The sequence below is a fragment of the Sphingomonas sp. DC4900 genome (assembly GCF_049896485.1).
Taxonomy (GTDB): Bacteria; Pseudomonadota; Alphaproteobacteria; order Sphingomonadales; family Sphingomonadaceae; genus Sphingomonas; species Sphingomonas aquatilis.
Genome location: NZ_JAFCUK010000010.1, coordinates 42744 through 68880, shown reverse-complemented (window position 1 = coordinate 68880; position 26137 = coordinate 42744). Strand labels below are relative to the sequence as shown.

Sequence of the window (26137 nt, the reverse complement as noted above, 5' to 3'; positions counted from 1 at the left end):
CCTCCCGGATTCGCGCTTAAGGGAAGGGGATTGCGAGCGCCGGGTCAAGCGCCGTATCGTTTCGCGATGCCCTTCACCCCTTCGCGCCGCACGTTTCTCGCCGCGGCTGCCGCTACGCCGCTGCTCTCGTCGGCCATCCTCCGCGCCGCCGAACCCGACCTGTCCGCGCTCCGCGACATCACCACCGGCGCCCAGCCGATCGGCCCCGACGAGCGCGCCCGCCGCCTGGCCCGCGCTCAGGCGCTGATGGCGCAGAACGACATCGGCGCCGTCCTGATCGAGCCGGGATCCTCAATGATCTACTTCACTGGCGTGCGCTGGGGTCGCAGCGAGCGGCCGACGCTCGCTATCCTGCCCCGCGAAGGCCAGCCGCTGATCGTCACGCCGTTTTTCGAAGAACCCTCGGTGCGTCAGACGCTCGCCGTCCCCGCGGAGGTGCGCGTCTGGCAGGAGGACGGCAACGCGCTCGCCATCGTCGCCGGTTGGCTAAAGGAGCGCGGCCTCGCCAACGCCAGGATCGGCATCGAGGAGACCGTCCGCAGCTTCATCCCCGCCGACCTTGCCCGCTTCGCTCCCCCCGCACGGCAAGTCAGCGCCAACCCAATCGTCCGCGGTTGCCGCATGGTGAAGACCGCGGCCGAGATCGCGCTAATGCAGACCGCGACGGACGTCACGCTGGCGGCCTATCGCTGGCTCGCGCCCCGCGTCGAAACCGGCATGACCGGTACGGAGATCGGCGCGTTGATGAACGCCGCGACGCGGAAACTGGGCGGCGATCCCGAATTCGCCCTCGCCCTGATCGGCCCTGCCGCGGCACTGCCCCACGGCAGCCGCGAGGTATATCGCGTCACGCCGGGCGAAATCCTGCTCATGGACTGCGGTTGCACCGTGCAGGGCTATCAGTCCGACGTCTCGCGCACCTGGGTGCCGAAGGGATCGCCCAGCGCAGACCACCGAAAGGTGTGGGATCAGGTCGCCCGCGGCCAGCAGGTCGCCTTCGCCGCCGCGAAGCTCGGCGCCACCGCGGGCAGCGTCGACGACGCCGTCCGCCGCTATTACACCAGCCTGGGCTACGGCCCCGACTATAAGCTGCCCGGCCTGTCGCACCGCACCGGCCACGGCATCGGCATGGATGGCCACGAACCCGTCAATCTGGTCCGCGGCGAAACGACCCGCCTCGCACCCGGCATGTGCTTCTCGAACGAACCGGGCCTCTACCTCCCCGGGAAGTTCGGCGTCCGCCTGGAAGACTGCTTCCACATGACCACCGACGGCCCCCGCTGGTTCAGCACGCCGCCCCACGCGATCGAGCAGCCGTTCGGATGAAGCAGGCGCTGGCAGAGCAGGGTTTCACCCTATGGCCCGGACGGCTCGACGCTGCGTCGCTCGCCGAACTGGAGCGCCTGTTCGACGCCATGCCTGCCGATCGTCCGGGTTTGCGCATCGCACCGGACGACGCAGCCCGCTTGAGCGCCTGCCGCGCGATCCACGACGATGTCCGGCGTTTGATCGGTTCCGCGGCGCGACCGGTACGGGCGCTGCTGTTCGACAAGCGCGACGCGAGCAATTGGGCGCTCGGCTGGCATCAGGATCGCACGATCGAGGTTGCCGAGCGCCTCGATGTTCCCGGCTATGGGCCATGGACGGTCAAACAGGGTCGGCTGCATGTCTCGCCACCGATCGATGTGCTCGACACGATGCTGACCGTACGCGTGCACCTTGATCCCGTCGGGCCCGACAATGCACCGCTGGAGGTCGCTCCGGGATCGCACCGGCTGGGGTTTGTCGCCGAAGACGCGGTTTCCGACGTCGTTGCCCGATGCGGCACTGCGACGTGCCTCGCAGAGGCGGGCAGGGTCTGGTTCTACGCCACACCGATTCTGCACGCGTCGGCGCGCAGCGCGCCCGGCCTTCGCCGCCGCGTCTTGCAGATGGACTTTGCCGCGATCGATCTGCCCGGCGGCCTGCGCTGGGCCGCCGATCATGCTTGAGGGGAGGGGCGCTCTCGCCTAAGTCACGACGCCTATGATCTCGACCAACGATATTCGCCGCGGCTTCCTCGATTACTTCGCGTCGCAGGGCCACACCGTCGTGCCATCCGCGCCGCTGGTGCCGCAGAACGACCCGACGTTGATGTTCGTCAACGCCGGCATGGTGCCGTTCAAGAATGTGTTCACGGGGTTGGAAACCCGCCCCTACGTCACGGCGACCAGCAGCCAGAAGTCGGTGCGCGCCGGCGGCAAGCACAACGACCTCGACAATGTCGGCTACACCGCACGGCACCACACCTTCTTCGAAATGCTCGGGAATTTCTCGTTCGGCGACTATTTCAAGGAACAGGCGATCCACCACGCCTGGACGCTGCTGACGAGCGTCTGGGGCATTCCGGCCGAAAAGCTCACCGCCACCGTCTATCATACCGACGACGAGGCGTACGGCCTCTGGACGAAGTACCTGCCCGAAGAGCGGATCATCCGCATCGCCACCAAGGACAATTTCTGGGCGATGGGCGACAGCGGACCCTGTGGCCCGTGCTCGGAAATTTTCTACGATCACGGCGACCATATCTTCGGCGGCCCTCCCGGCAGCCCGGATGAGGACGGCGACCGCTTCGTCGAGATCTGGAACCTCGTGTTCATGCAATATGAGCAGGACGCCAATGAGATCGTTGGCGAACTACCCAAGAAGTCGATCGACACCGGCATGGGGCTGGAGCGGATCGCCGCGGTGCTGCAGGGCGTCCACGACAATTACGACACGGATACGTTCAAGGCGCTGATCGCCGCATCGACCTCGCTGACCGGCACCGATGCCGAGGGCGAGCGGCGCGCGTCGCATCGCGTCATCGCCGATCACCTGCGCTCGTCGGGCTTCCTCGTGGCCGACGGCGTGCTGCCGGCAAACGAAGGGCGCGGTTACGTGCTGCGCCGGATCATGCGCCGTGCGATGCGCCACGCGCATCTGCTCGGAGCCAAGGAGCCGTTGATGCACAGGCTGGTGCCGGCGCTCGTCGCCGAAATGGGCGCGGCCTACCCCGAGCTCGTCCGCGCCCAGCCGCTGATCGAGGCGACCTTGCGCCAGGAAGAAACGCAGTTCCGCAAGACGCTCGACAAGGGGCTGAAGCTGCTCGACGAGGCGACCGCGGGCATGGGCGAGGGCGATACGCTGGCCGGTGAAACTGCGTTCAAGCTCTACGACACCTATGGCTTCCCCTATGACCTGACCGAGGACGCACTGCGCACGCAGGGCCTGCACGTCGATCGCGCGGGCTTCGATGCGGCGATGGCCGAGCAGAAGCGCGCGGCGCGGGCGGCATGGAAGGGCTCTGGCGCCAAGGCGTCGGACGATCTGTGGTTCGACATCGCCGAGGAAACCGGCTCGACCGAATTCATCGGTTATTCGGCCGATATCGGCGAGGCGGAAGTCGTCGCGCTAGTCAAGGACGGCGCACGCGTCGACACGGCGAATGCGGGCGACACCGTCGCGATCATCGTCAACCAGACGCCGTTCTATGGCGAGAGCGGCGGCCAGGTCGGTGACAGCGGTACGATCTCGACCGATGCGGGGCTGCGCGCCACCGTCAGCGAAACGTCAAAACAGTTGGGCCGGATCTTCGTCCATCATGCGGTGGTCGAGGCCGGGTCGATCACGGTCGGCGATGCGGTGAAGCTGCAGATTGACGTCGCCCGCCGCGCCGCGATCCGCGCCAACCATTCGGCGACGCACCTGCTACACGAGGCGCTGCGTCAGCGTCTCGGCACGCATGTCGCGCAGAAGGGCTCGCTGGTCGCGCCGGAGCGGTTGCGCTTCGACGTGTCGCACCCGGTCGCGATGACGCCGGCCGAACTCGCCGACGCCGAAGCCGCGGTCAACGCACAGATCCGCGGCAACGGCACCGTCACCACGCGGCTGATGACCCCGGACGAGGCGATCGCCGAAGGCGCGATGGCGTTGTTCGGCGAGAAATATGGCGATGAAGTCCGCGTCGTGTCGATGGGCACCGAGGATGGCGGCAAGACCTATTCGATCGAGCTGTGCGGCGGCACCCACGTCAACGCGCTCGGCGACATCGGCCTGTTCAAGGTGGTGGGCGAGGGCGCGGTGTCGTCCGGCGTCCGCCGAGTCGAGGCGCTGACCGGCGAGGCGGCGCGCGCCTATCTGGTCGGCCGCGACGAACGCCTGCGCGAGGCGGCGGCGACGCTCAAGACCACGCCCGACGAGGTGCCCGCCCGCGTTGCAGCCCTGCTCGACGAACGACGCCGGTTGGAGCGTGAGCTGGCCGAGGCGAAGAAGGCGCTCGCCATGGGCGGCGGTGCCGGTGGCCCGGCGGGGCCGGAGCAGGTCGGCGGCGTCGCCTTCATCGGCCAGGTGCTCGACGGCTTCGATGCCAAGGGGCTGCGCGGAGCGGTCGACGAGGCCAAGCAGCGCCTCGGCGGGTCGGGCGCCGCGGTGATGGTCGCGGTGAACGATGGCCGCGCCTCGATCGCGGTCGGCGTGACCGACGATCTGGTCGGGCGTGTCAGCGCGGTCGACCTGCTGCGTAAGGCGGTGGCGGTGCTCGGCGGGCAGGGCGGCGGCGGTCGTCCCGACATGGCGCAGGGCGGTGGCCCCGATGGCAGCAAGGCCGCCGACGCGGTCGATGCGATCCGCGCGGCGCTGACTGAGGCTCCGGTCGCGGCCTAGGCTTTCGGGACGGCGCCGGGCAGGTTCTGCTGGCGCCGTCCTGATCCTGATCAACTAGAAAAACCTATATCGCGCCGGGACTTAGGCTGCATCCGTCCGTTGATCGATCGTTCCCTTCAACGATCGAAAGACAGCACGCCATGACAGCCCAGTCGGACCGCCTGCGCGACCTCTTCATCGTCGGCCTGCGCAATGCGCACGCCGTGGAAAAGCAAGCGCTGTCGATCATGACGCCGCAGGTCAGCCGCATCGAACATTATCCTGAAATCGCCGACCAGCTCCGCCGCCATATCGAGGAAACCAACCAGCAGATCGCCCGGCTCGACGAACTGCTCGAAGGGTTCGACACCAGCGGTTCGCTGTTGAAGGAGGCGGCGCTCAGCCTGTCCGGCACCATGGCGGCGATCGCCCACGTTCCGGCGGGCGACGAGATCCTGAAGAACAGCTTCGCCAATTACGCCTTCGAACATTTCGAAATCGCAGCGTACAAGTCGCTGCTGACCCTCGCCGACGATGGTGGGTTCAGCGCTGCGACGAGCTTGCTGTCGCAATCGCTCGGCGAGGAAGAGCGGATGGCGGCATGGATCGACGACGCTTTGCCGACGATCACCCGCCGCTATGCCAGCTTGTACGCCGAAGGCGGGTCGAGCGCCGCCAAGGTGTAAGCCGCCTTACGACCCCAGGAACGCAGCGGTTCGCGCCGCTGCGGCTTCCCAATGGACACCATGGGCGCTGAGCCATGCATCGTCATAATAGGTGCAGCCGTACCGCTCGCCCCCGTCGCACAGCAATGTGACGACGCTGCCGGTGCGGCCCGCCGCCGCCATGTCGTCGATCAACGTCATGCAGGCGATCAAATTGGTGCCGGTCGATCCGCCGACCCGCCGCCCCAGCCGATCCGACAGCGCACGCATCGCGCCGATGCTGTCCGCATCCTCGACCGCGATCATACGGTCGATGACGCTCGGCACGAAACTCGGCTCGACGCGGGGGCGGCCGATCCCTTCGATCCGCGAACCGCAGCCTTCGGGCAAGGCGGTTACCGTGGCATCCGCGAAATGGCGGTGGAAGACCGAATGCACGGGGTCGGCGACGCACAATTCGCTGTCATAGCGACAATAGCGGATGAAGCGCCCGATCGTCGCCGACGTGCCGCCCGTTCCCGCGCCGCACACCACCCAGGACGGCACCGGATGCTCCTCCGCCGCCATCTGCGCGAAGATCGATTCGGCGATGTTGTTGTTGCCACGCCAGTCGGTCGCGCGCTCGGCATAGGTGAACTGGTCGATGAAATGCCCGCCGGTTTCCGCAGCGAGCCGGTGCGATGCCTCGTAGATCGCACGTGGGTCGTCGACCGTATGGATTTCGCCGCCGTGGAAGCGGATCGCATCAAGCTTCGGCGCCGCGGTGCTGGCGGGCACCACCGCGATGAACCGCAGCCCCAGCATCCGCGCAAAATAGGCTTCGCTCACTGCGGTTGAGCCCGACGACGCCTCGATCACGCAGGTGTCGGGCCCGATCCACTCGTTGCACAGGGCGTAGAGGAACAGCGAACGCGCCAGCCGATGCTTCAGGCTGCCGGTCGGATGCGAGCTTTCGTCCTTCAGATACAGCGTGATGCCCGGAAAGCGCGGCAGGTCGACGCGGATCAGATGCGTATCGGCGGAGCGGTTGAAGTCCGCCTCGATCCTCCGCACCGCCTCGGCCAGCCAGGTTCGGTCGGTCCGCGTCCGCATCATTGCAGGCCGTGCCGCACCAGCATCGCGACCGGATCGGGGTCGCGACCACGGAACGCGCGGAAGCTGTCCGCCGCCGGCCGGGTTGCGCCACGCGCCAGCACTTCCTCGCGGAACAGGTCCCCGGTCGCGCGGTCGACGAGGCCCGCCTCACGGAAGCGGTCGAAGCCGTCGGCGGCCAGCAGCTCTGCCCACAGATAGCTGTAATAGCCCGAGGCATAGCCGCCCGCGAAGATGTGGCTGAACGCATGCGGAAAGCGATTCCACGCCGGCGGGCGGATCACCGCCACCTCGTCGCGCACCGCCTCGATCACCTCAATCGGGTCCGAGCCCATCGTGCCAAGGTGGAGCAGCAGATCGAACAACGCGAATTCGACCTGGCGGACGATGAACAGCCCCGCCTGGAAATGCCGCGCCTTCACCATCCGGTCGAACAGGTCCTGCGGCAGGCGCTCGCCGGTCGCGACATGGCCGGACATGCCGGTCAGCACATCGGCATCCCAGGCGAAATCTTCCATCAGCTGGCTGGGCAGCTCGATCGCGTCCCATTCGAACCCGTTGGTGCCGGCGATACTCGGCCGGTTCACCCGCGTGAACAGCAGGTGGAGCACGTGGCCCGTCTCGTGCAGCAAGGTGGTGACGTCGTTGTGGCTTAGCAGCGCCGGCGCCCCCTCGCTCGCCGGCGGGAAGTTGCACACCAGATAGGCCACCGGATTGGCGATCGTATTGCCGTCATGCAGCCGCGGCCGTGCCTCGCTCATCCAGGCGCCGCCCCGCTTGCCGGCGCGTGCGTGGAGGTCAAGGTACATCCCCGCCAGCACCGTGCCGCCCTCGTCGATCACGTCGAAGTAGCGTGCGTCCGGGTGATAAAGCGACACGTCATGACGCTCGACCAGCGTAACGCCGAACAGCCGGGTCAGCAGCGCCTGCCACCCAGCCACGACGCGTTCGACCGGGAAATAGGCGCGCACCAATTGCTCGTCGACGGCATAGCGCGATTGGCGCAACTTGTTCGAGGCGAAGCCGACGTCCCAGGGCTGCAGGTCGGCGATGCCCAGCTCCGCGGCGGCGAACGCCCTCAACTCGGCAAGGTCCCGCTCCGCGGCCGGCTTGGCCCGGCGCGCCAGGTCGCGCAGGAAGGCCAGCACCTCGCCCGCATTGGGTGCCATCTTGGTGGCGAGCGACCATTCGACGGGATCGGCATAGCCCAGCAGCCGGGCAGCCTCATGCCGCAGCTCCAGGATGCGGGCGATGCGCGGCGAATTATCGAACTTTCCGGCATCCGGCCCCTGATCCGAAGCGCGCGTCGCCGACGCGCGATAGACGCGCGCCCGCAGATCGCGGTTCGTCGCGAAGGTCAGGATGGCGTTGACACTGGGTTGCTGCAGCGTGACCAGCCAGCCGTCGAGCCCCTTGGCCTTTGCGGCGGCGGCAAACATCGTCCTGTCCGCGTCCGACACGCCATCGAGCAGCGCCGCGTCGGTGACGTGCTCGCTCCAGCTTTCGGTCGCATCCAGCACCGCGCTGCCGAAGGCGTTGGACAGCGCCGACAATTCGACCGAGATGTCGCGAAAGCGGTCGCGATCCCCGGCATCCAGCGCCACGCCCGACAAGCGGAAATCGCGCACCGCATGCTCTACCGCGACACGATCGGCCACCGGCAGGGCGGCGAAATCGGGCGATGTCGTCAGGCCGACGAGGATGTCATAGAAGTCTCGGTCCTGCCCGACGGCGATGCTATGTTCGGTCAGCCGACGCTGCGCTTCGGCGTGCGCCGCGCGAATGTCGGGCGTGTCGGCGACGCCGTGCAGGTGCGACACCGCAGACCAGATCGCGTCGATGCGCGTGTTCGCCCGCTCATAGGGGAGCCATACGGACGCGAAATCGGTGGGCTTCGCCGCCTTGATTGCGGCGACCGTCGCTTGATGCTCGGCCAGCGCGACGTCCAGCGCAGGCGCGATCATTTCGGGCGTGATCTCGGCGAAACGGGGCAGCGCATCGGTATCGAGCAGCGGATTGGTCGTCGAAGTATCCATCGCGCCGATAAAGCCGCTCGCGCCACCAATCGCAAATCCGAATTGACGATAGGGCCATCAATCGTGCGAATGACGGGATGGCGGACCGGCGTTCAGGACACCGGTATCTCGAACGCCCCGACCGGCAGCCCGGCATCGTCGGTCAGGTTGGTGATCGCACTGTCCCCCCATGCGTAGCGCACGCGCGTGACGGGCTTGCCGTCGCCCGACAGCATCACGCCGTCGTTACCCACCGTGCCCGCGGCAAAGCGACACGTGCCCGGGCCAGCGTCACACAGTTCAAAGCCGATCGCCTGCGCGGCGCCCCGCGCATGCAGCGCCCCGGTCACGCCAGTGAACCGCAACGCCATGCCGGTGCCACTCGCACGGGCCGTCGCGATGGCTGGCCCGGACGCGCCGATCGCGTCCTTGTAGACGATGGCGCGCATGACGCGGGCGAGCCGCTGCCCCACGGCATGCTTCTCGCCGGGGTGGATATCGAGCGGATCGCCGATATCGTGCGATACCGCGATGCCCGCACGTCCGTCGCGCTCGGCAACCACGCGTTGCGCATTGCGCACCTCACCCCAGCCGCTCTCGCTCGGCGCGCTAGGGACCGCGCCGTAGGACGACAACTGCACGACGCCCCATGCCGCCTGCGGGCTGCCCAGCCGCGTGCGCCAGTCGGCAAACAGGGCGGCAAGGCGCCGGTCGTATCCCGGAATGCCGGTATCCGATTCACCCTGATACCAGGCGATGCCCGCGACGTGCGTCTGCCCCAACGGCGCGATCATTGCGTTGTACAGCGTGCCCGCACCGTTGATGTCGTCCCAGGGCACGCGCGGCGCCGCACCGTTCAATCGCTTGGCGATCGCGTAACGCCACCCAGAGCCCAGCGGAATGCTGCTGCCATCGGCAAAGGTGATCCGCATCGCCTCGGTCGGGCCGGTCATCCCGCCGAGCGCATAGACGTCGTCGTCATTGACGGTGATGACGTTGCGTCCAGCGGCCAGCGTACCGGCGGGCAAGGCGTAGACCCGCATCTGCGATGCCAGGCTGCTACCGCCAACTCCCTTGCCATTCACCCAGGTCCGATCCGCATCGTCGATCGCGCCCAGCGTCAGCGTCGCCGCGCCCCGCGCTTGCTCGGCCGAGACGTCGATGTCGCGGCTATACCAGAGCATGCCGTTATAATCGGCGAGTTCGGGCACCCCCCACTGTTCGAAGTTGGTCATCGACGGCACCGACCGCCAGTCGAGCCGCGCCCCCGGCTGCCAAGGCTCGTGTCCTGCGGCATCGCCCGATCCCTTCCGCCACCACGCCTCCCACGCAGCCATCGCGCGCGCATTGGCCGCGGCGGAATCGCGCGCGTACAGCGCCAGCAGATCGGCAGCATCCGCCATGCCGGCACGGCGCAGCGCGGCGTCGCTCATCCACGCGCTGATCCGCGACCCGCCCCAGCTCGAATGGATCGCGCCGATCGGCACGTCGGCAGTGCGGCGCAGCGCCTGCACCATGTAATAGCAGGCGGCCGAGAAGCCGGGTACGCTTTCGGGCGTCGCCGCGACCCAGCGGGGCTGGTCGGCAAAGCGGGCCAGAGGCGTCGCGGAAGACACCTTCGCTACGGTGAGTAGCCGCAGTCTGTCGTCGGCGGGGGCATGCGCGTCGGCGATCATGTCCTGCGCGCTCGAGACCGTCATCTCCATATTGCTCTGCCCCGAACAGAGGAACACATCGCCCACCAGCAGGTCGCGTACGACCACGGCGCCACTCGGAGCGGCGATGGTCAGGTCATAGGGGCCGCCGGCGGGCAGCGCGGGAAGCTGAGCAGCGAAGCGGCCGCTGCGGTCGGCGCGGGCGGTGACGCTGTGCCCGGCGAGCGTCACCATAACCGTTTCGCCGGGTGCCGCATCGCCCGACAGGTCGACGGGTTGGCCGCGTTGGATCACACCATGGTCGGTCAGGACGCCATCGAGCCGGGGCGCGGCACCGGCCGCGGCACTCGTGGCGGTCAGCAGCAAGGTAAACAGTGGTTTCATGACAGGCCCCCTCAATAATCGGCGCTCGACGGTGACGCCCTTTCGGCAATGGTAACGCCATCATCGGAGCGAGAAAAGGCTACAGTCAGACGAACGGTTGCCCGCTTCCCATCGGGCGAATCTTCTGACACACCTGCATGCTAACGATATCACGATGGGAGAGGGAGCATGGATCGCCGCGATTTTCTGACGAGGGGCATGTTGGGCGGCGCGGCCGGCTTGGCGGCGAATGGCTTCGCGACAGTCGCGGGCGCCGATCCGATGAAGCCGCAAGACCTCAGCTTTCCCAAGGATTTCCTGTGGGGCTGCGCCACTGCCTCGTATCAGATCGAAGGCGCGGTGAAGGAGGACGGCAGAGGGCAGACGAATTGGGACGTTTTCTCGCATACGCCGGGCAAGGTCGCCAATGGCGACACCGGCGACGTCGCCTGTGACAGCTATCACCGCTACAAGGACGACATCGCCCTCCTGAAGGCCCTTGGCGTAAAGGCCTATCGCCTGTCGATCGCCTGGTCGCGCATCTTTCCCGACGGTCGCGGCAAGCCGAACCAGAAGGGCATCGACTATTACAACCGCGTGATCGACGGCTTGCTGGCGGCGGGGATCCAGCCCAACGTCACCCTGTTCCACTGGGATCTGCCGCAAGCGCTGCCCGGCGGTTGGCAGAACCGCGATACGGCCCAGGCCTTCGCCGATTATGCGGGCTTCATGGCGGGCAAGCTGTCCGACCGCGTCCACCACTTCATGACGGTCAACGAGCTGCGCTGCTTCACCGATCTCGGCCATATGGTTGGTATCCACGCGCCGGGGCTGAAGCTGCCCCAGGGACAGGTCAATCAGGTCCGCCATCATGGCGTGCTGGCACATGGTCTGGGGGTGCAGGCCATTCGCGCCAGCGCGCGGGCCGGGACTGAGGTGGGCCTTGCCGACAACGCCAACATCTTCGTCCCCGTCATCGAGATGCCCGATCATATCGAGGCGGCGAAAAAGGCGCTGCGCGACGACAATGCCATGTTCCTGACCGCGATCATGGAGGGGGCCTATCCGGAGAGCTATCTGGCCTCCGCCGGGGCCGACGCGCCCAAGGTGCAGGCAGGCGACATGGCGGTGATCGGCAGTCCGATCGATTTCGTCGCGCTCAACATCTATACGCCGACCTATGTGAAGGCCGATCCGTCGGTGCCGCGCGGTTATACGCCGCTGCCGCATCTCCCCTCGTCACCGCGGATGGCATCGCCCTGGCTGTATGTGGGACCGGAGGTCGCCTATTGGGGCGTGCGGGCGGTCAGCGAATTGTGGAAGCCCAAGGCGATCTACATCAGCGAAAACGGCTGTTCGGCGGACGATCCCGTCAACGCGAGCGGGCTGGTCGATGATTCCGACCGGATCATGTACCTGCGCAATTACCTGGGCCAGTTCCGCCGCGCGGCCGCCGAAGGCTATCCGCTCAAGGGCTATTTCCTCTGGAGCCTGATGGACAATTTCGAATGGGCGGATGGCTATGGCAAGCGCTTCGGCATCCACCACGTCGACTTCGCGACGCAGAAGCGGACGCCGAAGCTGAGCGCTCTGTGGTACAAGGAACTGATCCGCCGCAACGCCTTGGTCTGACGCGTGCGCCGCCCGGTCATGTGCAGAGCGTGGCGGGCGGCAGCGGGGCGTCGGCAGGAATAGGGACCCCCTTCGCCGCCGTGGCCGCTTCCAGCGTTGGGCTGGGGCCCGGCAAAGCCAGATCGGTCGCTGCCGCGTAAAAGGGGTCCGCCTCCGCGCGTTGCAGCGTCGTGAAGGTGAAGCCCATCTCGCGATATTGCGCCAGCAGCCGCGGCATCATCCGCGCATCGAACGCCCCCAGATGCATCAGCAGGATATAGGGAATGTCGCGCCCCAGCGCGCCTCGCGACAAGGCCCGCGATCGGAGCGCTTGCGCGCGTGCGGCGGCGAGGAAGCTGGTTTCGAGGCTCGTGATGGCGGCGGCGTCGTTTTTCGCGACGCAGCGCGCATAGGCATCGTTCCAGCCGTAATCGCCAAAGCTCATCGTCACCGCGGCGATGCGATAGCCCTTGGCCCGCAACCCTGCGCGTACCGCGCCGACCTGCGCCATGTCCTTGCCCTCGCTGAGGAAGGGATAGCGGAACCAACGCCAGTCGCTGCCCTTGCCGACCGCAGCCAGCGCCGGCTCGTCGCGAACGACGTCGGCGAGGAAGGCGGGGGCGGTCATCGTCGCCAGATTGCCGTGGCTCCAGCTGTGGTTGCCGATCGGCAGCCCGGCACGCCGCCACGCCGCAACCACCTGGGGCGCGGTCGCATCGCTGGCGAAGCCACCGTTGTAGAAGCCGAAGGCGGGCGCGCGTTCGGCCTTCAGCGCGGCGATGATGCGCTGCGCGATGCGCAGGCGATCGTCCCCGATAGGCAACGGACCATGCGCAGGCAGGTCGTCGTAGGTCAGCGCGATCTGCGGCGACGGGGGCCGCGGCCCGACCGTGATCGGGGCGGCGGCGCCAACGATCCGTCGCTCGGCGAAGAGCGAGAGGGGGATCGCCTGGGCCATCGCGCGATAGCCGGCTTCATTCGGATGAAGATGGTCCCCCGTATCATACGCGGGCAGCAGCCGGTCCGGATGCGCCGGGTCGCGGACCGCCGCGTCGAAATCGACCACCACATCGAACGTGCCGGAGGTCCGGATGAAGCGATTGATCGCCTGCCGGTCCGCCTCGGTTTCGGGGCCGGCATGATAATTGGCGTTGCCGACCAGCGGCGTGATTGTACCACCGATCAGCCGGATGCCATGCGCATGAGCCCGCGCGGCAATTTGGCGGTACGCAGCGGTGATGGCGGCAACCATCGCGCGATGGGTCGCGGCATCAACGGGTCGGTCGCGGGTCAATGTGCCGAGATCGTTGACGCCTTCCAAAACGATCGCCGCGCGCACGTTGGGCCGGCCGATCACGTCCCGATCGAAGCGTGCGAGCAGATTGGGGCCGGCGCCATCGAGCAGCACCCGATTGCCGCCGATCCCGGCGTTGACCACCGACAGGCCCGCGGTGGAGCGGTTCGCGGCCAGGCGGCGCGCGAGTTCGTCGGGCCAACGCGTGTTCGCATCGTCACGCACACCGCGGCCATCGGTGATCGAATCGCCGATCGCGACGATCGTCCCCGTCGTGCCGCCACCGCCGACTTCTACATCGGCGAGGCTCCACCATCCGCCGATCGTCTGCGGGTCGGTCAACGTCGCCGCGGCGGTCTGGTCGCCGCGCGCGGCAAAGGTCGTCGCGCGGGCGCCGGGATGGCCGGTGCGTGGGGCGGGCGCGTCCGGGAAGAACAGGCTGATCGTCAGATCGTCACCCGCCTTGGTCGCAAGCGGCAGCGGATCGGAATAGACGTCGGCACCCGCCGGGATGGTGACCGCATGCGCGCCGGAGAAGGTCAGGCGCGCATTGCCGCTTACGGTGGCGCTCGCGGGCGTGCCCTTGCCCAGCGCGGCGGCGTCGATCCGGAGCGGCGTGGTGCCGGCGCTGTTCGACAGCCGCACGCGCACCATCGTGCCACCGCCCGAGAGATGGACGATCTGCCGCACCGTCACCGGCCCCAGCGCTGCCAGCTTGTCGGCTTCGGCCTGGGCGGCGATCATCTGTGCCGATCCCCAGGCGGGCACCCAGCGCGGCCCCTGCGCCCAACCCGTGGCCGCCATGCCGGCGAGCAGCAGCGCGCCGCCCGTCACCATCGTTGTCCGCCGTACCCGGCCCCGCCATGCCGCCGTCATCCGCCTGATCCTCTCAACCCGATGCCTAGCGCGGCATTGCCAAATACGCCGCGACCCAGACCAATGGCGCGTTCCAGTTGATGGCCACTTCGTTGTCCGCAAATGCGCGCGAATCGTCCAGCCAGCACCGCTGCGCAACGCATCGCCCCTTCAGCGAGGCCGAGACGGGATCCGCAAACGAGGTATTGTTCGCCCCCCCACTCAGCACGCCCGGCGGCGGCTCCGGCAGTCGCGCGTCGAACTGATGCGCCCAAAAGCGATGGTGCGGGTGCCGCATCGGCTTCCATCCGAAGCCGGTGACATAGCTCTGATCCAGCGGATTGCGCCCCAGCACATAATCGGCGGTATCAACCACCGCATCGCGATAGCGCGCCTCACCGGTAAAGCGCGCCGCCAGCGCCAGCACGATGCCGCGGCTCAGGATCGCGCCGTTCGATCCCCAGACATAGTCGGTGGTCGCATAGGGCAGGTGATACCCCGACCGTTCCCGCTCCGCCAGGAATTCGTCTGCGAGCGCCACGAGCTTTGCCCGTGCCGTATCGCGTTCGGCTATGGGGATGCCATCGGCGGTAGCCAGCGTGATCGTCCCCAGCGTCCCGACATTGGCCCAGCCTGCTTCGCCCCACAGCGGTGCGCCATGCAGCGGCATGCGGTGCAGCGCCTCGGCCAGCTCTGGCATCTTAGTCGTCCCGTACAGCTCCGCGGTCGCCCAATAGCGCTCATCGTCGAGGTGCGTGTCGCCATAGCCGCCGCTGCCCTCGAAATCCTGTGCGGCATAGATATCCGGGTTGCGCAGCGCCGCTCGATAGGCCTTGCCCGCCGCCACGAGGCAGCGATGCGCGAAGGCCTTGTCGATCACCCGCCAGATCCGCGCGCATTGCGCGGCGGTGGCTGCCAGATTCAGCGTGGCGGCGGTGCTCGGCGGATACAGCAATCGATCCTCGCGATCCTCGGCGGGGATGGTCGGCAGCGGGGTCCAGTGGCGATCGGCGACCTTGTGATGCGCCATGCCGCTGGCATCGACGCTGGTCAGCGTCATCGGCCGGCGAGGCTGCGGCCCAACCGGCAGCGCCAGTTGCGTGCCATCCGGCACCTGCATCGCCAGCAGGAACCGCATCTCCCATCGGCTTTCGTCGAGCAGGTCGTCGATGCCGTTGCCGGCCTCGGGCAGCATCGCGCTGCCATCGGCGAACGGCGGCGCCGCGGCATTGAGCTCGTACAGATTTTGCAACGTCCACAGCGCAATGCCGCCGTTGACCACGTATTTGCCGTGATCGCCCGCATCATACCAGCCGCCGGTCACGTCCAATTTGTAGCGGCATCCGGGCCAGACCGTGCCGCCGGTGTCGCGCCCGGCAAAACAGGTCGCAACCTCATGCGGATGCCCGGCCGCGCGCGCCCATTGCGGGCCGCCTGCATAGCGCGCGTCGATCGCGATGCCGGCGCGGTTCTGGTAGAAGAAGTTCAGCGCCGCGCGGGCGAGCGGCGCATAGGTGTCGGCCTTGATCGTAAAAGGATGGCTGGTCACGCCATCCACCGTCAGCCGATACGTGCCCGGCACCCGCACGGCGCTCAGGTCGATCTGATGGACGTGATCGCCCGATGCCGCATCGTCGCCGAACGGCCGGGTCTTGCCCTCTGCCACCGCCTTGCCGCTTGCATCGGTGACGCGCCACGGCAGCGGCGCCTTGGCATCGTCCGACAGGATCGCCCATTTCGCCGTATCGGGGCGAAAGCCGATCTGGTTGAGATGCACCGCCGGCGGTGGTGACGCCGCGCCTGCCAGCGCCAGCGGCAACAGCAGCGCCCAGGCCTTGCTCATCGCGCCTGCCCCCAATTGGCGAGCGGGGAGGGGGCCACCATCCGCAGAAAATCGCCATGCGTCGGCAGCCGCTCGGCGGTGTCCGCATAGCCGCGCCGCATCGTCTCCATCGCCTCTGCGACCAACGTTTCGTCCAGCGCGTCTGCGGCTGGCTCCCAGGTCGATGGCACTAGTCCCTGGCCCAGGCACACCGCGACCCAGCTCGGCACGCTGAACAGATCATAGCCTTCGCGGAACAGCCGCCCTTTGCCGCGCCACAGGTCCAGCTTGCGGGTCAGGCTGTCGGGCAGCGGCATGGTGCGGACGCGATCCCAGAACGGCGTGTCGGTCCGCCGGGTCTGGGCATAATGCAGGATGATGAAGTCGCGGATGTCCTCATACAGATCGTGCAGCTGGCGGTTGAATTCGTCGCGTTCGGCGGGGTCGAAGCGCGTGTCGGGGAACATCGCGACGATCCGCTGAATGCCCGCCTGGACCAGATGGATGCTGGTCGATTCGAGCGGTTCGATGAAGCCGCTCGACAGCCCCAGCGCAATGACGTTGCGGTTCCAGCTCTGCCGCCGCCGTCCCGCCGTGAAGCGCAGCCGGCGGGGATCGCCCTGCGGCTCGCCCTCGAGGCTGGCGAGAAGGTCGAACTCCGCCGCCTCGTCGGACAGAACATCGCTGCAATAGACATAGCCGTTGCCCATCCGGTGCTGCAGCGGGATACGCCACTGCCAGCCGGCCGCCCGGGCGGTGGCACGGGTGTAGGGATCGGGCTCCCGATCATTGGGCAGCGCACACGGCACCGCCACCGCCCGGTCGCAAGGCAGCCATTGCGCATAGCTCTCATAGCCCGTGTGCAGCGCCTCCTCGATCAACAGCCCGCGAAAGCCGGAACAGTCGATGAACAGGTCGCCCGCCACCTGCCGCCCATCGGCGAGCGTCAGGGCCTCGACATAGCCATCCTCGCCCCGCAGCCGGACGTCGGCGATCCGCCCCTCGATCCGCGTCACCCCGCCGCGCTCGGCGTAACCGCGCAGATAGCGCGCATAGAGCGAGGCATCGAAGTGATAGGCGTAGAACAGCTCGCGCACCGGCGAGCGCGCATCCTCGCGCGCCCGGCCGAATCGCCCGCGCGCCGCCGCCTGTGCGCTCATCGACCAGGCGGTGATGTCCGGAATCGCGCGACGGCTGCGCTCGCGCAGCCACAGCTGGTGGAAGGATATGCCCTGCAAATCCTGGCCGAACGTGCCGAACGGATGGATGTAGCGATCGCCGATCGCGCCCCAGTCGCGAAACTCGATGCCCAGCTTGAACGTGCCTGCGGTCGCCGCGAGGAATTCGTTTTCGTCGATCCCCAGCATCCGGTTGAAATTCAGCAGCGGCGGGATGGTCGCCTCGCCGACCCCGACCGTACCAATCTCATCCGATTCGATCAGCGTGACGCGCGTATAGCCGGTGTTGAGCAGCCGCGAGAACGCGGCGGCGGCCATCCAGCCGGCGGTGCCGCCACCGACGATGACGATATTGCGGATGGCATGGTCGGGGACGGGCAGGGTCATCGGGCCAGGCGCCTCGCTTGCGCCGCCAGCCAGGCGGCATGGGTGGGGGCGTGCGGCAGCGCCGCCGCGATGGCGTCGGTGACGCCGTGCATCGCCGCATGCGCGTCGGCCAGCGGCACGGCGTCCGCCAATGGATCGATCCGCCGCGGGCGTATCCCCTGACCGATTAGTACCGCCGCCCAGCCGTCGCGCGTGAACGTTTCCTCTTCGTAGAACGGCAGGCGCCCGCGCTCTTCGAACTGGCGTAGGGTATGGGCCAAGCTATCCGGCGGCGCCGTGGAAGCCACCGCCCGCCACACCGGGTCCGGTCGGGCGGTCGCGCGATAATGCAGCGCCAGCATGTCGCGCACGCGTTCCGCCTCCGCCAGCGTCTGGCGATTGAAATCCGCAGCCTCCACCGGCGCCATGTCCCGGTCGGGCAGCATCGCGATCAGGCGATCGATCGCGCTCAGCGCCAGGTGCAGATTGCACCATTCCAGCGGATCGATCGCCGTCGCGGCGTCGCCGATCGCGACGCAATTGCCACGCCATGGCTCCCGGCGCGTCCCCGGTCGGATCGTGACGGGCGCCGCGCCGGCCGTCCCCAGCAATGCCACTGCATCGTCATCGGCCAGCCGGTCGGCCGCATAGACGATACCGCGCTGCGTGCCGCCATCCCACGACCAGCCCGCCGCATGCGCGGTGACGGGCGTCAGCAGCGGCGGCTCGGCCGGCGGCCCATCGGCCAGCATCACCCGATCGCACGGCAGCCACGCGCTCCAATCGTCGCGCGCGGTGTCGATCGCATCGCGCAGCCGCGCTTCGGGCCCGGTCGCATCGACGTACAGGTCCGCTGCCAGCTGTCTCCCATCGGCGAGCGCCACCGCCGCGATCCCGCCACGACCGTCCCTCTCGATGTCAGCGATCTCTCCCGCCACCACGTCCACGCCGACATGCGCGGCAAAGGCCCGGATCATCCGCGTGTAGCGCGGCAGGTCCAGCGTCAGCCCCGGCTGATGCCGGGCGAAGATCGTCCCCGGCGTCGGCGGTGCGTATCGCCCGGCCCGACCGAGCGCGGCGGCGGGCGCGAACGCATCGAACCGCGGCACCGCCCCCTCCCGCTCGGCGCGCAGCCAGTGCAGGTGAAATGCCGTCGCGCCGAACGCTTGGCCATAATGATCATAGGCATGGACATAGTCTGCGTCGTCGCGTCCCCACCCGACGAAGCGCGTGCCCAGCCGATAGCCGGCACCGGTGCGCACCACGGCGTCCTCGTCACCGATGCCCAGATCGGCATGGAAACCGGCGAGCGAAGGCAGGGTGCAGGTGATCCGATCGGCCAGCGCATTCGGCGACGGCGCGCTATCGAGGAGCGTCACCGCCAGAAACGGCGCACGCCGCTTCAAGGCGGCCGCGGCCAGCCAGCCGACGATCCCGCCACCCGCCACCAGAATGCTGCGAATGGCGCACCCCTGCGTCACGCCGCCTCCGCCATCGGGCAATAGCCATCGATGAAGGCGCGATGTCCCGGCCGTCGCGCCACGTCTGCGGCAATCTGTTCGGCAAGGCTGCCAATGCCACGACGCAGGTCACCGTCGGGGGCCGCATCGGCGCGCGGGTCCCACCCCTGCGGTACGATGCCCTGGCCCATGTAGACCGCGATCCACGACGCATCCAGGAACACGCCCTCGCGATACTTCACCACCCGCCCGCGCCGGCACCACAGCTCCAGCTTCTCCGACAGGCTGTCGGGGATCGGCATCGTCCGCACATAGTCCCAAAACGGCGAATCGCTTCGCATCGTCGCGTGATAGTGCAGGATCAGGAAGTCGCGGATCCGGTCATATTCCAGGTCGATCACACGGTTGAACTCGTCGCGATCGGCGGCGCTGGTGCGCCCGTCCGGAAACAGCTCGATCAGCAACGTGATCGCCTGCTGCACCAGATAGATGCTGGTCGATTCGAGCGGCTCCAGAAATCCACTCGCCAGCCCGATCCCAACGCAATTGTGCGACCAGCTGTGCCGCCGCCGCCCCGCCTTGAAGCGCAGCGGCCGCGGGTCGGCGAGCGCTTCGCCCTCCACCACGCCGCGTAGCGCCGCGGCGGCGGCATCGTCGCTCAGGAAGTCGCTGGCATAGACATAGCCGTTGCCGGTGCGGTGTTGCAGCGGGATGCGCCAGCGCCACCCCGCCGGCATCGCGATCGCGCTGGTATAGGGCGTCACCGCCGTCTCCGTCCGGCACGGCATCGCCACCGCCCGATCGGCGGGCAGCCAGCGCGACCAGTCCTCGAACGGCTCGCCCAGTGCCTCGCCCAGCAGCAGCGATCGGAAGCCGGAACAGTCGACGAACAGGTCGCCTTTGATCCGCGTGCCATCGGCCAGCGTCACCGCGACGATATCGCCGCTCTCGCTGTCGCGCTCCACGTCGACGACGATCCCCTCGCTGCGCCGCGCGCCCATCTCTTCAGCGAGACCGCGCAGATATGGCCCGAAGAGCAGCGCATCGAACTGATAGGCATAGCCGAACGTCCCCGCGAGCGACCGCCGGTCCGTCTCCGGCATGGCGAACCGCCCCTCGCGCGCCAGTGCGCACGCATAGGACAGCCGGTCGAGTGGCGGCAGCTCGGCGCCCTCGCGCAGCAGTCGCGTATAATAATGGTGGAAATCGACCGCGCCCGATCCGGTGCCGAACGTACCGAAGGGGTGGATATAGCTGTCGCCGATCGCGCCCCAGTCGCGAAACTCGATCCCCAGCTTAAACGTCGCGCGCGTCCGCGCCATGAATTCCGCCTCGGGGATGCCCAGCCGTTCGTTGAACGCACGGATATGGGGCAGGGTGGCTTCGCCGACGCCGACCACACCGATCGCCTCCGATTCGATCAGGTGAACCTCGGCGCGATGCGGCAGCAATCGCGCGATCGCCGCCGCGGTCATCCAGCCCGCAGTCCCGCCGCCCACGATGACCACGCGGGTCGTCCGTTGCCGTTCCCCGGCCATCCTCATCCCTCCCCGACACCCGCATGGTGGCGCTCCCACTCGTGCGGCGTCTTGTCTGATCAATGTCCCTACAGCAGTTCCGACGATGCGCCAATGTTGCTCGAAAATCACACTAGAGACATAAAATGTAATGGCACCAGAATGCGCGTTACCGCAACCATTGCAGTTGGATCGCCGCTCTGCTCAGACAAATACAACAGGAGACCCGCGGATTCGAAACCGTGCGGCTCATTGGGGAGGATCATCATGCGCCCAACCGCGCCATCGCATTCGACTGCCGCATCGCTCGTCCGCCTCCTGCGCGGCGCCTCGGTCGGCGCCCTCTGCATTGCCAGCGTGACCGGCGTCGCCCATGCGCAATCGGTCGAGCAGACCGACCAAACCTCCCCGACCGCGGCGAAGGCCGGCACCGGCACCGCAGGCGCTGCATCGGCTACCACGCCCGCCGCGAGCGCACAGGTCGATCCGGCCGCGACGTCGCAGGCGAGCGATACGTCGGCATCGCCCGACGACATCGTCGTCACCGGCATTCGTCAGAGCCTCGCCAATGCGCAGAACATCAAGCGCAATTCCGATACCGTCGTCGATGCCATCACCGCGACCGACATCGGTGCGCTGCCCGATCGCTCGGTCACGGAGGCGCTGCAGCGCGTGCCGGGCGTGTCGATCAGCCGATTCGCTGCGGCCAACGATCCCGACCACTTCTCGGTCGAAGGATCGGGCGTCGTCGTACGCGGTCTCAACTTCGTCCGGTCCGAATTCAACGGCCGCGATGCCTTCGCGGCGGGCATCGGTGGCCAGTCGCTCAACTTCTCGGACGTTCCCGCCGAACTGCTCGGCTCGGTCGAGGTGTACAAGAACGTCACCGCCGCCGCGATCGAGGGCGGCCTCGCGGGTACGGTCAACCTCAACACCCGCAAGCCCTTCGACAATCGCGGCTTCCACATGGGCGTCGACGCGGAAGGCAATTACGGCGACTTCCGCAAGAAGTGGACGCCGACCGGCTCGATCCTGATCAGCGATACCTTCGAAACCGGAATCGGCACGTTCGGCATCCTGGGCGATCTGTCCTATTCCCGCATCCGTAGCCGCGCCGACGGCGTGCAGATCACCAACTTTCAGACGCGCGACAACACGCAGGTGCCCTTCCAGAACGGCAATGGCGTGCTCGTCTGCCGCAACCCGTTGCCGAGCAACAGCAACACGACGACGCTGCCGCCGGCCGGATCGGCGTGCGGTACGGCATCGACGGCGGGGGCGGATGGCTTCGCCGATCTGCTGCCCAAGGCCTATGCCCCGCTCGGCGGCCAGTATCGCACGCAGGAATTCGACCGTAAGCGCGACGGCATCGCGCTGGCCGCGCAGTTCGAAACGCGCGACAAGTCCTTCCTGCTGACCGCGCAATATCTGCGGTCGCACACCACCAACACGACGGATGAGCACACGTTCGAAGCGGCGCCCGATCTGTCGGAATACAGCACCTTCCCGGTCGGCTGCGTGCAGAACAACGACGGCCCGCTGTACAACGGCAACGGCACGGTGCGGGCGGAATGCCCGGTCGGCCAGTTCAAGAATTACGTCTACGATTCGAACGGACTGTTCCAGAGCGGCTACATCACCTCGCCGGGCACCGGCTATCGCACCAGCCGTAGTGGCGCGCCTGCCACCACCTTCCTGCCGACAGGCGGTGCGCAGCTTCAGCTCGCGCGCGGGCAGACCTACGATCGCAACCTCGTCAGCGATTATGGCCTCAACGCCGAAATCCATCCGGCCGAGCGTTGGTCGATCAACCTCGATGCGGACTATACGCGGTCGGAACACAACAACTACAGTCTGAGCATCTTCGGCGCGACCTTCGCCGATCAGGAGCTGGATCTGACGGGCAAGCTGCCCAGCGTCATCTCACATAAGCCGAACACGCTGTCGGCGAGCTGGGCGCAGCCGGCGAATACGATCCTCGCGGGCGAAACCGACGCCCAGTATTTTGCTGATCCCCGCGCCCAATATTGGCGCGCCGCGATGGACCACAGCGAAGACAGCGTCGGTCAGGAATATCAGTTCAAGGCGGACGTCACCTACGATTTCGCCGAGGACAGCTTCTTCAACAAGGCCCGTTTCGGCGCACGCTATGCCGATCGTGACCAGAATGTGAAGTATTCGACGTATAACTGGGGCATGCTCAGCGAAATCTGGGCGGGTAATTATCCGGTCACGCTCGACCAATACGGCGGCAATCAGGCGCAATATTACACCTTCCCCAACTTCTTCCGCGGAGCCACCAACTCGCCGCCGGGCGCCTATTTCTACAATGGCGACATGATCAACGGCTACGGCACGGCGGTGAACTTCCTGAAGCAGGTGGAAGCCGTGTCGCGCAATCAGAACGGCAACACGCAGCAGCAGTGGCTGCCGCTCGCCGAGCGTCCCGGCGTCGTGGCGGGCACCCCCTATCTGCCCAGCGAAATCCAGCGCGTGCATCAGCGCGACACCGCCGCCTATGCGATGATCTCGTTCAAGTCGCGCAGCGGTCTCGACTTCAGCGGCAACGCCGGCGTCCGCTATGTCCGCACGGGTCTGGACTCGTTCGGGACGACCACGGTGCCCAACCAGGCGACGCTGAACATCTCGAACCCGTACAGCTCGCGTTGCGCCATCGCGGCTCCCCCTGCCGGTGCCCCTCCCGGTGCGACGCCCAGCACGCCTGGCGGCGTCTGCAACCTGGGGCCGACGGGCTATGCGCTGCTGCAGCAGTTCGCCGGGGTGAACTCGGTCAACCTCTACAATCAAGCGAAGAACAGCTACACCTATTGGTTGCCAAGCGTGAACCTGAAGTTCGGCCTGACGCGAAACCTGATCGCGCGTCTGGCCGGATCGAAGGTGCTGACGCGACCGGATTCAGCGCTGATCCGCAACTTCCAGCAGATCACGATTGACGGCAACGGTAACTTCCTCAGCACGGTTGGCAATCCGTATCTGAAGCCGGCAACGGCATGGCAGTTCGACGCTACCGCGGAATGGTACTTCTCGAAGGTCGGGTCGCTGACCGTCGACGCCTTCTACAAGGACGTGTCCAACTTCTTCTACCAGTCGGTGGTCAGCCTGCCGCTCCAGAACAATGGCGTCACCTTCCCGCTGCTGACCCGCGGGCCGGCGAACTATAACGGTCACGGCAAGATCAAGGGCGTCGAGGTCGCTTACCAGCAGACGTTCAGCTTCCTGCCCGGCTTCCTCAACGGCTTCGGCTTCACCGGCAACTACTCGTATATCGAAAGCTCGGGCCTGCCGAACTCGTTCCTCAACGGCGGTGCGCCGGTGACGAACGTGGCCGCGCAGACGGTGCGTGGCAGCCTGCCGCTGGAGGGTCTGTCGAAGCACAACGTCAACGCGACGCTCTTCTATGAAAAGGGGCCGATCTCGCTGCGTGCCGCATACAACTGGCGCTCGAAGTATCTGCTGACCGCGGCGGACGTGATCTTCCCCTACACGTCGATTTTCCAGGACGCTTCGGGCCAGCTCGACGCGTCTGCGTTCCTGAACGTGACGAAGGCGATCAAGATCGGTGTCCAAGGCGTGAACCTGACCAACACCGTCACCAAGACATTGCAGGCGTATACGGGCGATCCCGCCCAGCTCGCCCCGCGCTCCTACTTCATGAACGACCGCCGCTTCTCGTTCATCCTGCGCGGCAACTTCTGACGAAAAAGGCGGCGGGATATCCCCGCCGCCTCCAACTTGCCGGGCCGGTTCCTCGAGATCGAGGCGCCGGCCTTTTTCGTATCCGTCAGTTGTGCGGCAGCTTCGACCGATCGAACCCGGCGCCCAGGTCGAGCAGGAACGCCGGCCCCACCTCGATCACCTGCTTCGCTCCGGCGAGCTGTACGCCGATCCGCGCCTTGCCCGCCGCGAATGCCTGGTCCGATACGCCCGACACGAAATAGCGCTTCCACCCCGCGCCGACATTCACCGTCTCACCGGTGATCTGCGGGTAGGGGGCGTCGGCGCCGCCGACGTTGACCGGGATCGGCACAGTCGCGCCGTCCTTGGCATCCGGCGCGCGCAAATAGACCATCACCAGCAGCGTATCGCCGGCCGCGATCGGCTTGATCGTCGGATAGGTCGCGCCGACGTCCCACACGTTTGCGCCCGCCTTGCTCACCTGCACTCGCACGGCGGCACCGCCGGGCACGTCCGTGGCCGGCACCTGCTTGGCGGTCTGGCCGGGACCATAGACGCTCCATCCGATACCCGGCTGATTGATCGCCTTGTCGAAGATGCTCCCCTGTGCCGGCGCCGCCTGTTGTGCCGCCGCCACGGCGCTCAGCGGCACCATGGCGAGCGCCGCTGCGAACATAACCCTCATCATCGTCTCCCTGTATGGTCGGCCGGCTCCATGCCGGTCCGGAAACGGATCAGCGCGGACGCGCCGCGGCAAAGGCGTCCGCAATGGCGGTGCGCATCGGCTTGGGGCGCAGCGCCGCATCATACGGGGTCGGGCGCCGCGCGGCGCGATCGGTGCGCGGCTCGAAGCCCGGAATCCAGCTGTGCGCATCGCTCAGGCCCCATACCAGCACGTCGCGCAACTGCGGATAGGCGAGCGTCACGTCCAGATAGCCGCGGGTGAAGTCCGCCACCGCACGATCCCGCACCGCAGTGTCGGCCGGCAGGTCGTTGTCACGCACGTCGAGCTCGGTGATCAGCAACGCATAGCCCATCCCCGTCACCGCATCCAGGAACCGCCCCCACTCACCCTGCAACCGCCCGACATCGGCGCGGGCGTCCGCGCTCTGGGTGATGAGGTGCGATTGCACGCCCAGCGCGTCCACCGGCACGCCGCGCCGCCTGAACCCCTCGAGCAGCCGCAGCACGCCCGCGCGATGCGCCTCGTTGTGCGGTTCCCAGCTCATATAGTCGTTATAGACCAGCTGCGCGCCCGGCGCGGTTGCGCGCGCGGTGTGGAAGGCGAAATCCAGCGTCGGCGCCGCGCCGCCGATCGCCTTCGACAGTGCGGTCTCGTACAGGTGGCCGTCCGCCGGATCGACCGCCTCGTTGACCACATCATAGCTGCGGATTTTGCTGCCATACCGACCGAGCACGGTGCGGATATGCGTCGTCAGCAGCCGTTCGCCCTCGGCGCGGGGGCGGCTGCCGAAATCATAGGCGTTCAGCCACTTCGGCTGCCATTTCGGCTGGTGCCACAACAGATTGTGTCCGCGCACCGCCAGGCCGTTGCGCTCCGCCCAAGCGACGATCGTATCGAAGGGCGCGAAGTCGAACACGTCGGGCGCGGGGCGCAGCCGCTGCCACTTCATTTCGTTTTCGGCGACGACCAGCCCGCATTGCTGGGCGATCAGTTGCGCATAGGCCGGGTCGCGGACCGGCAGGCCCGGCGGCGAGCCCGGCTGCCACGGAATCGCCGATCCGAAGCGCAGCCCCTTGCGCGCGGCGATCGCCTCCAGACTGTCGGCGGGGTGCGCGGCGCATGCGGCCGGCGCCGCCATGCCGGCGACGGCGAGCGCCGCGCCTCCCAAAATATCGCGTCGCGACGGCGGTGCCATGATAGC

At 67.4% G+C, this 26137-nt stretch carries 16 protein-coding genes; 6 read left to right on the top strand and 10 right to left on the bottom strand.

Annotation, left to right across the window (positions count from 1 at the left end; translation table 11 throughout):
* Positions 1-66: 66 nt before the first annotated feature.
* The 4 genes from ACP690_RS12250 to ACP690_RS12235 all read left to right on the top strand — a co-directional run bounded on the left by ACP690_RS12250 (position 67) and on the right by ACP690_RS12235 (position 5348).
* Positions 67-1326: a M24 family metallopeptidase gene (locus ACP690_RS12250; RefSeq protein WP_426261285.1), complete on the top strand. Its 1260-nt coding sequence runs from the start codon at positions 67-69 to the stop codon at positions 1324-1326.
* On the top strand, positions 1323-1991 hold the full coding sequence (locus ACP690_RS12245) for a phytanoyl-CoA dioxygenase family protein (RefSeq protein ID WP_426261286.1): 669 nt from the start codon (positions 1323-1325) through the stop codon (positions 1989-1991). Before ACP690_RS12250 ends, ACP690_RS12245 begins: the two co-directional genes overlap by 4 nt.
* A gap of 34 nt (positions 1992-2025) precedes the next feature.
* Positions 2026-4683, top strand: coding sequence for an alanine--tRNA ligase (gene alaS / locus ACP690_RS12240; RefSeq protein WP_426261287.1), 2658 nt, complete (start codon positions 2026-2028; stop codon positions 4681-4683).
* 140 nt (positions 4684-4823) lie between these two features.
* Positions 4824-5348 (top strand): ferritin-like domain-containing protein, encoded by a 525-nt coding sequence (locus tag ACP690_RS12235; protein WP_426261288.1) that lies wholly within the window; start codon positions 4824-4826, stop codon positions 5346-5348.
* Positions 5349-5354: 6 nt separating this feature from the next.
* Here the strand turns inward: ACP690_RS12235 and ACP690_RS12230 are convergent, their stop codons facing one another.
* The 3 genes from ACP690_RS12230 to ACP690_RS12220 form a co-directional block, all read right to left on the bottom strand.
* Positions 5355-6422, bottom strand: a complete 1068-nt coding sequence (locus tag ACP690_RS12230) for a PLP-dependent cysteine synthase family protein (protein ID WP_426261289.1) — start codon at positions 6420-6422, stop codon at positions 5355-5357.
* Positions 6419-8455 carry a M3 family metallopeptidase gene (locus ACP690_RS12225; RefSeq protein WP_426261290.1) on the bottom strand — a complete coding sequence of 679 codons (2037 nt, stop codon included), beginning with the start codon at positions 8453-8455 and terminating at the stop codon, positions 6419-6421. Before ACP690_RS12225 ends, ACP690_RS12230 begins: the two co-directional genes overlap by 4 nt.
* 92 nt (positions 8456-8547) lie before the next feature.
* Entirely contained in the window at positions 8548-10473 is a 1926-nt protein-coding gene (locus ACP690_RS12220; RefSeq protein WP_426261291.1) for a sialate O-acetylesterase, read from the bottom strand.
* A gap of 168 nt (positions 10474-10641) precedes the next feature.
* Here ACP690_RS12220 and ACP690_RS12215 point away from each other — a divergent pair, with 168 nt between their 5' ends.
* On the top strand, positions 10642-12084 hold the full coding sequence (locus tag ACP690_RS12215; protein WP_426261292.1) for a GH1 family beta-glucosidase: 1443 nt from the start codon (positions 10642-10644) through the stop codon (positions 12082-12084).
* A 16-nt stretch (positions 12085-12100) separates the two neighbouring features.
* Here the strand turns inward: ACP690_RS12215 and ACP690_RS12210 are convergent, their stop codons facing one another.
* The 5 genes from ACP690_RS12210 to ACP690_RS12190 are packed head-to-tail and all read right to left on the bottom strand — an operon-like array spanning position 12101 to position 20576.
* A complete protein-coding gene (locus ACP690_RS12210; protein ID WP_426261293.1) occupies positions 12101-14233 on the bottom strand; it encodes a GDSL-type esterase/lipase family protein in 2133 nt (710 codons plus the stop codon).
* 25 nt (positions 14234-14258) lie between these two features.
* Entirely contained in the window at positions 14259-16055 is a 1797-nt protein-coding gene (locus ACP690_RS12205) for a glycoside hydrolase family 9 protein (RefSeq protein ID WP_426261294.1), read from the bottom strand.
* A complete protein-coding gene (locus ACP690_RS12200) occupies positions 16052-17599 on the bottom strand; it encodes a tryptophan halogenase family protein (protein WP_426261295.1) in 1548 nt (515 codons plus the stop codon). Before ACP690_RS12200 ends, ACP690_RS12205 begins: the two co-directional genes overlap by 4 nt.
* Complete coding sequence (locus ACP690_RS12195) at positions 17596-19059, bottom strand: tryptophan 7-halogenase (protein WP_426261296.1); 1464 nt, start codon at positions 19057-19059, stop codon at positions 17596-17598. Before ACP690_RS12195 ends, ACP690_RS12200 begins: the two co-directional genes overlap by 4 nt.
* Positions 19056-20576 carry a tryptophan halogenase family protein gene (locus tag ACP690_RS12190; RefSeq protein ID WP_426261297.1) on the bottom strand — a complete coding sequence of 507 codons (1521 nt, stop codon included), beginning with the start codon at positions 20574-20576 and terminating at the stop codon, positions 19056-19058. Before ACP690_RS12190 ends, ACP690_RS12195 begins: the two co-directional genes overlap by 4 nt.
* Before the next feature lie 246 nt (positions 20577-20822).
* Here ACP690_RS12190 and ACP690_RS12185 point away from each other — a divergent pair, with 246 nt between their 5' ends.
* Complete coding sequence (locus tag ACP690_RS12185) at positions 20823-24272, top strand: TonB-dependent receptor (RefSeq protein WP_426261298.1); 3450 nt, start codon at positions 20823-20825, stop codon at positions 24270-24272.
* Positions 24273-24357: 85 nt separating this feature from the next.
* Here ACP690_RS12185 and ACP690_RS12180 read toward each other — a convergent pair whose 3' ends face one another.
* Positions 24358-24936, bottom strand: coding sequence for a hypothetical protein (locus ACP690_RS12180; protein WP_426261299.1), 579 nt, complete (start codon positions 24934-24936; stop codon positions 24358-24360).
* 49 nt (positions 24937-24985) lie between these two features.
* Entirely contained in the window at positions 24986-26131 is a 1146-nt protein-coding gene (locus ACP690_RS12175; RefSeq protein WP_426261300.1) for an endo-1,4-beta-xylanase, read from the bottom strand.
* Between the last annotated feature and the right edge of the window lie 6 nt (positions 26132-26137).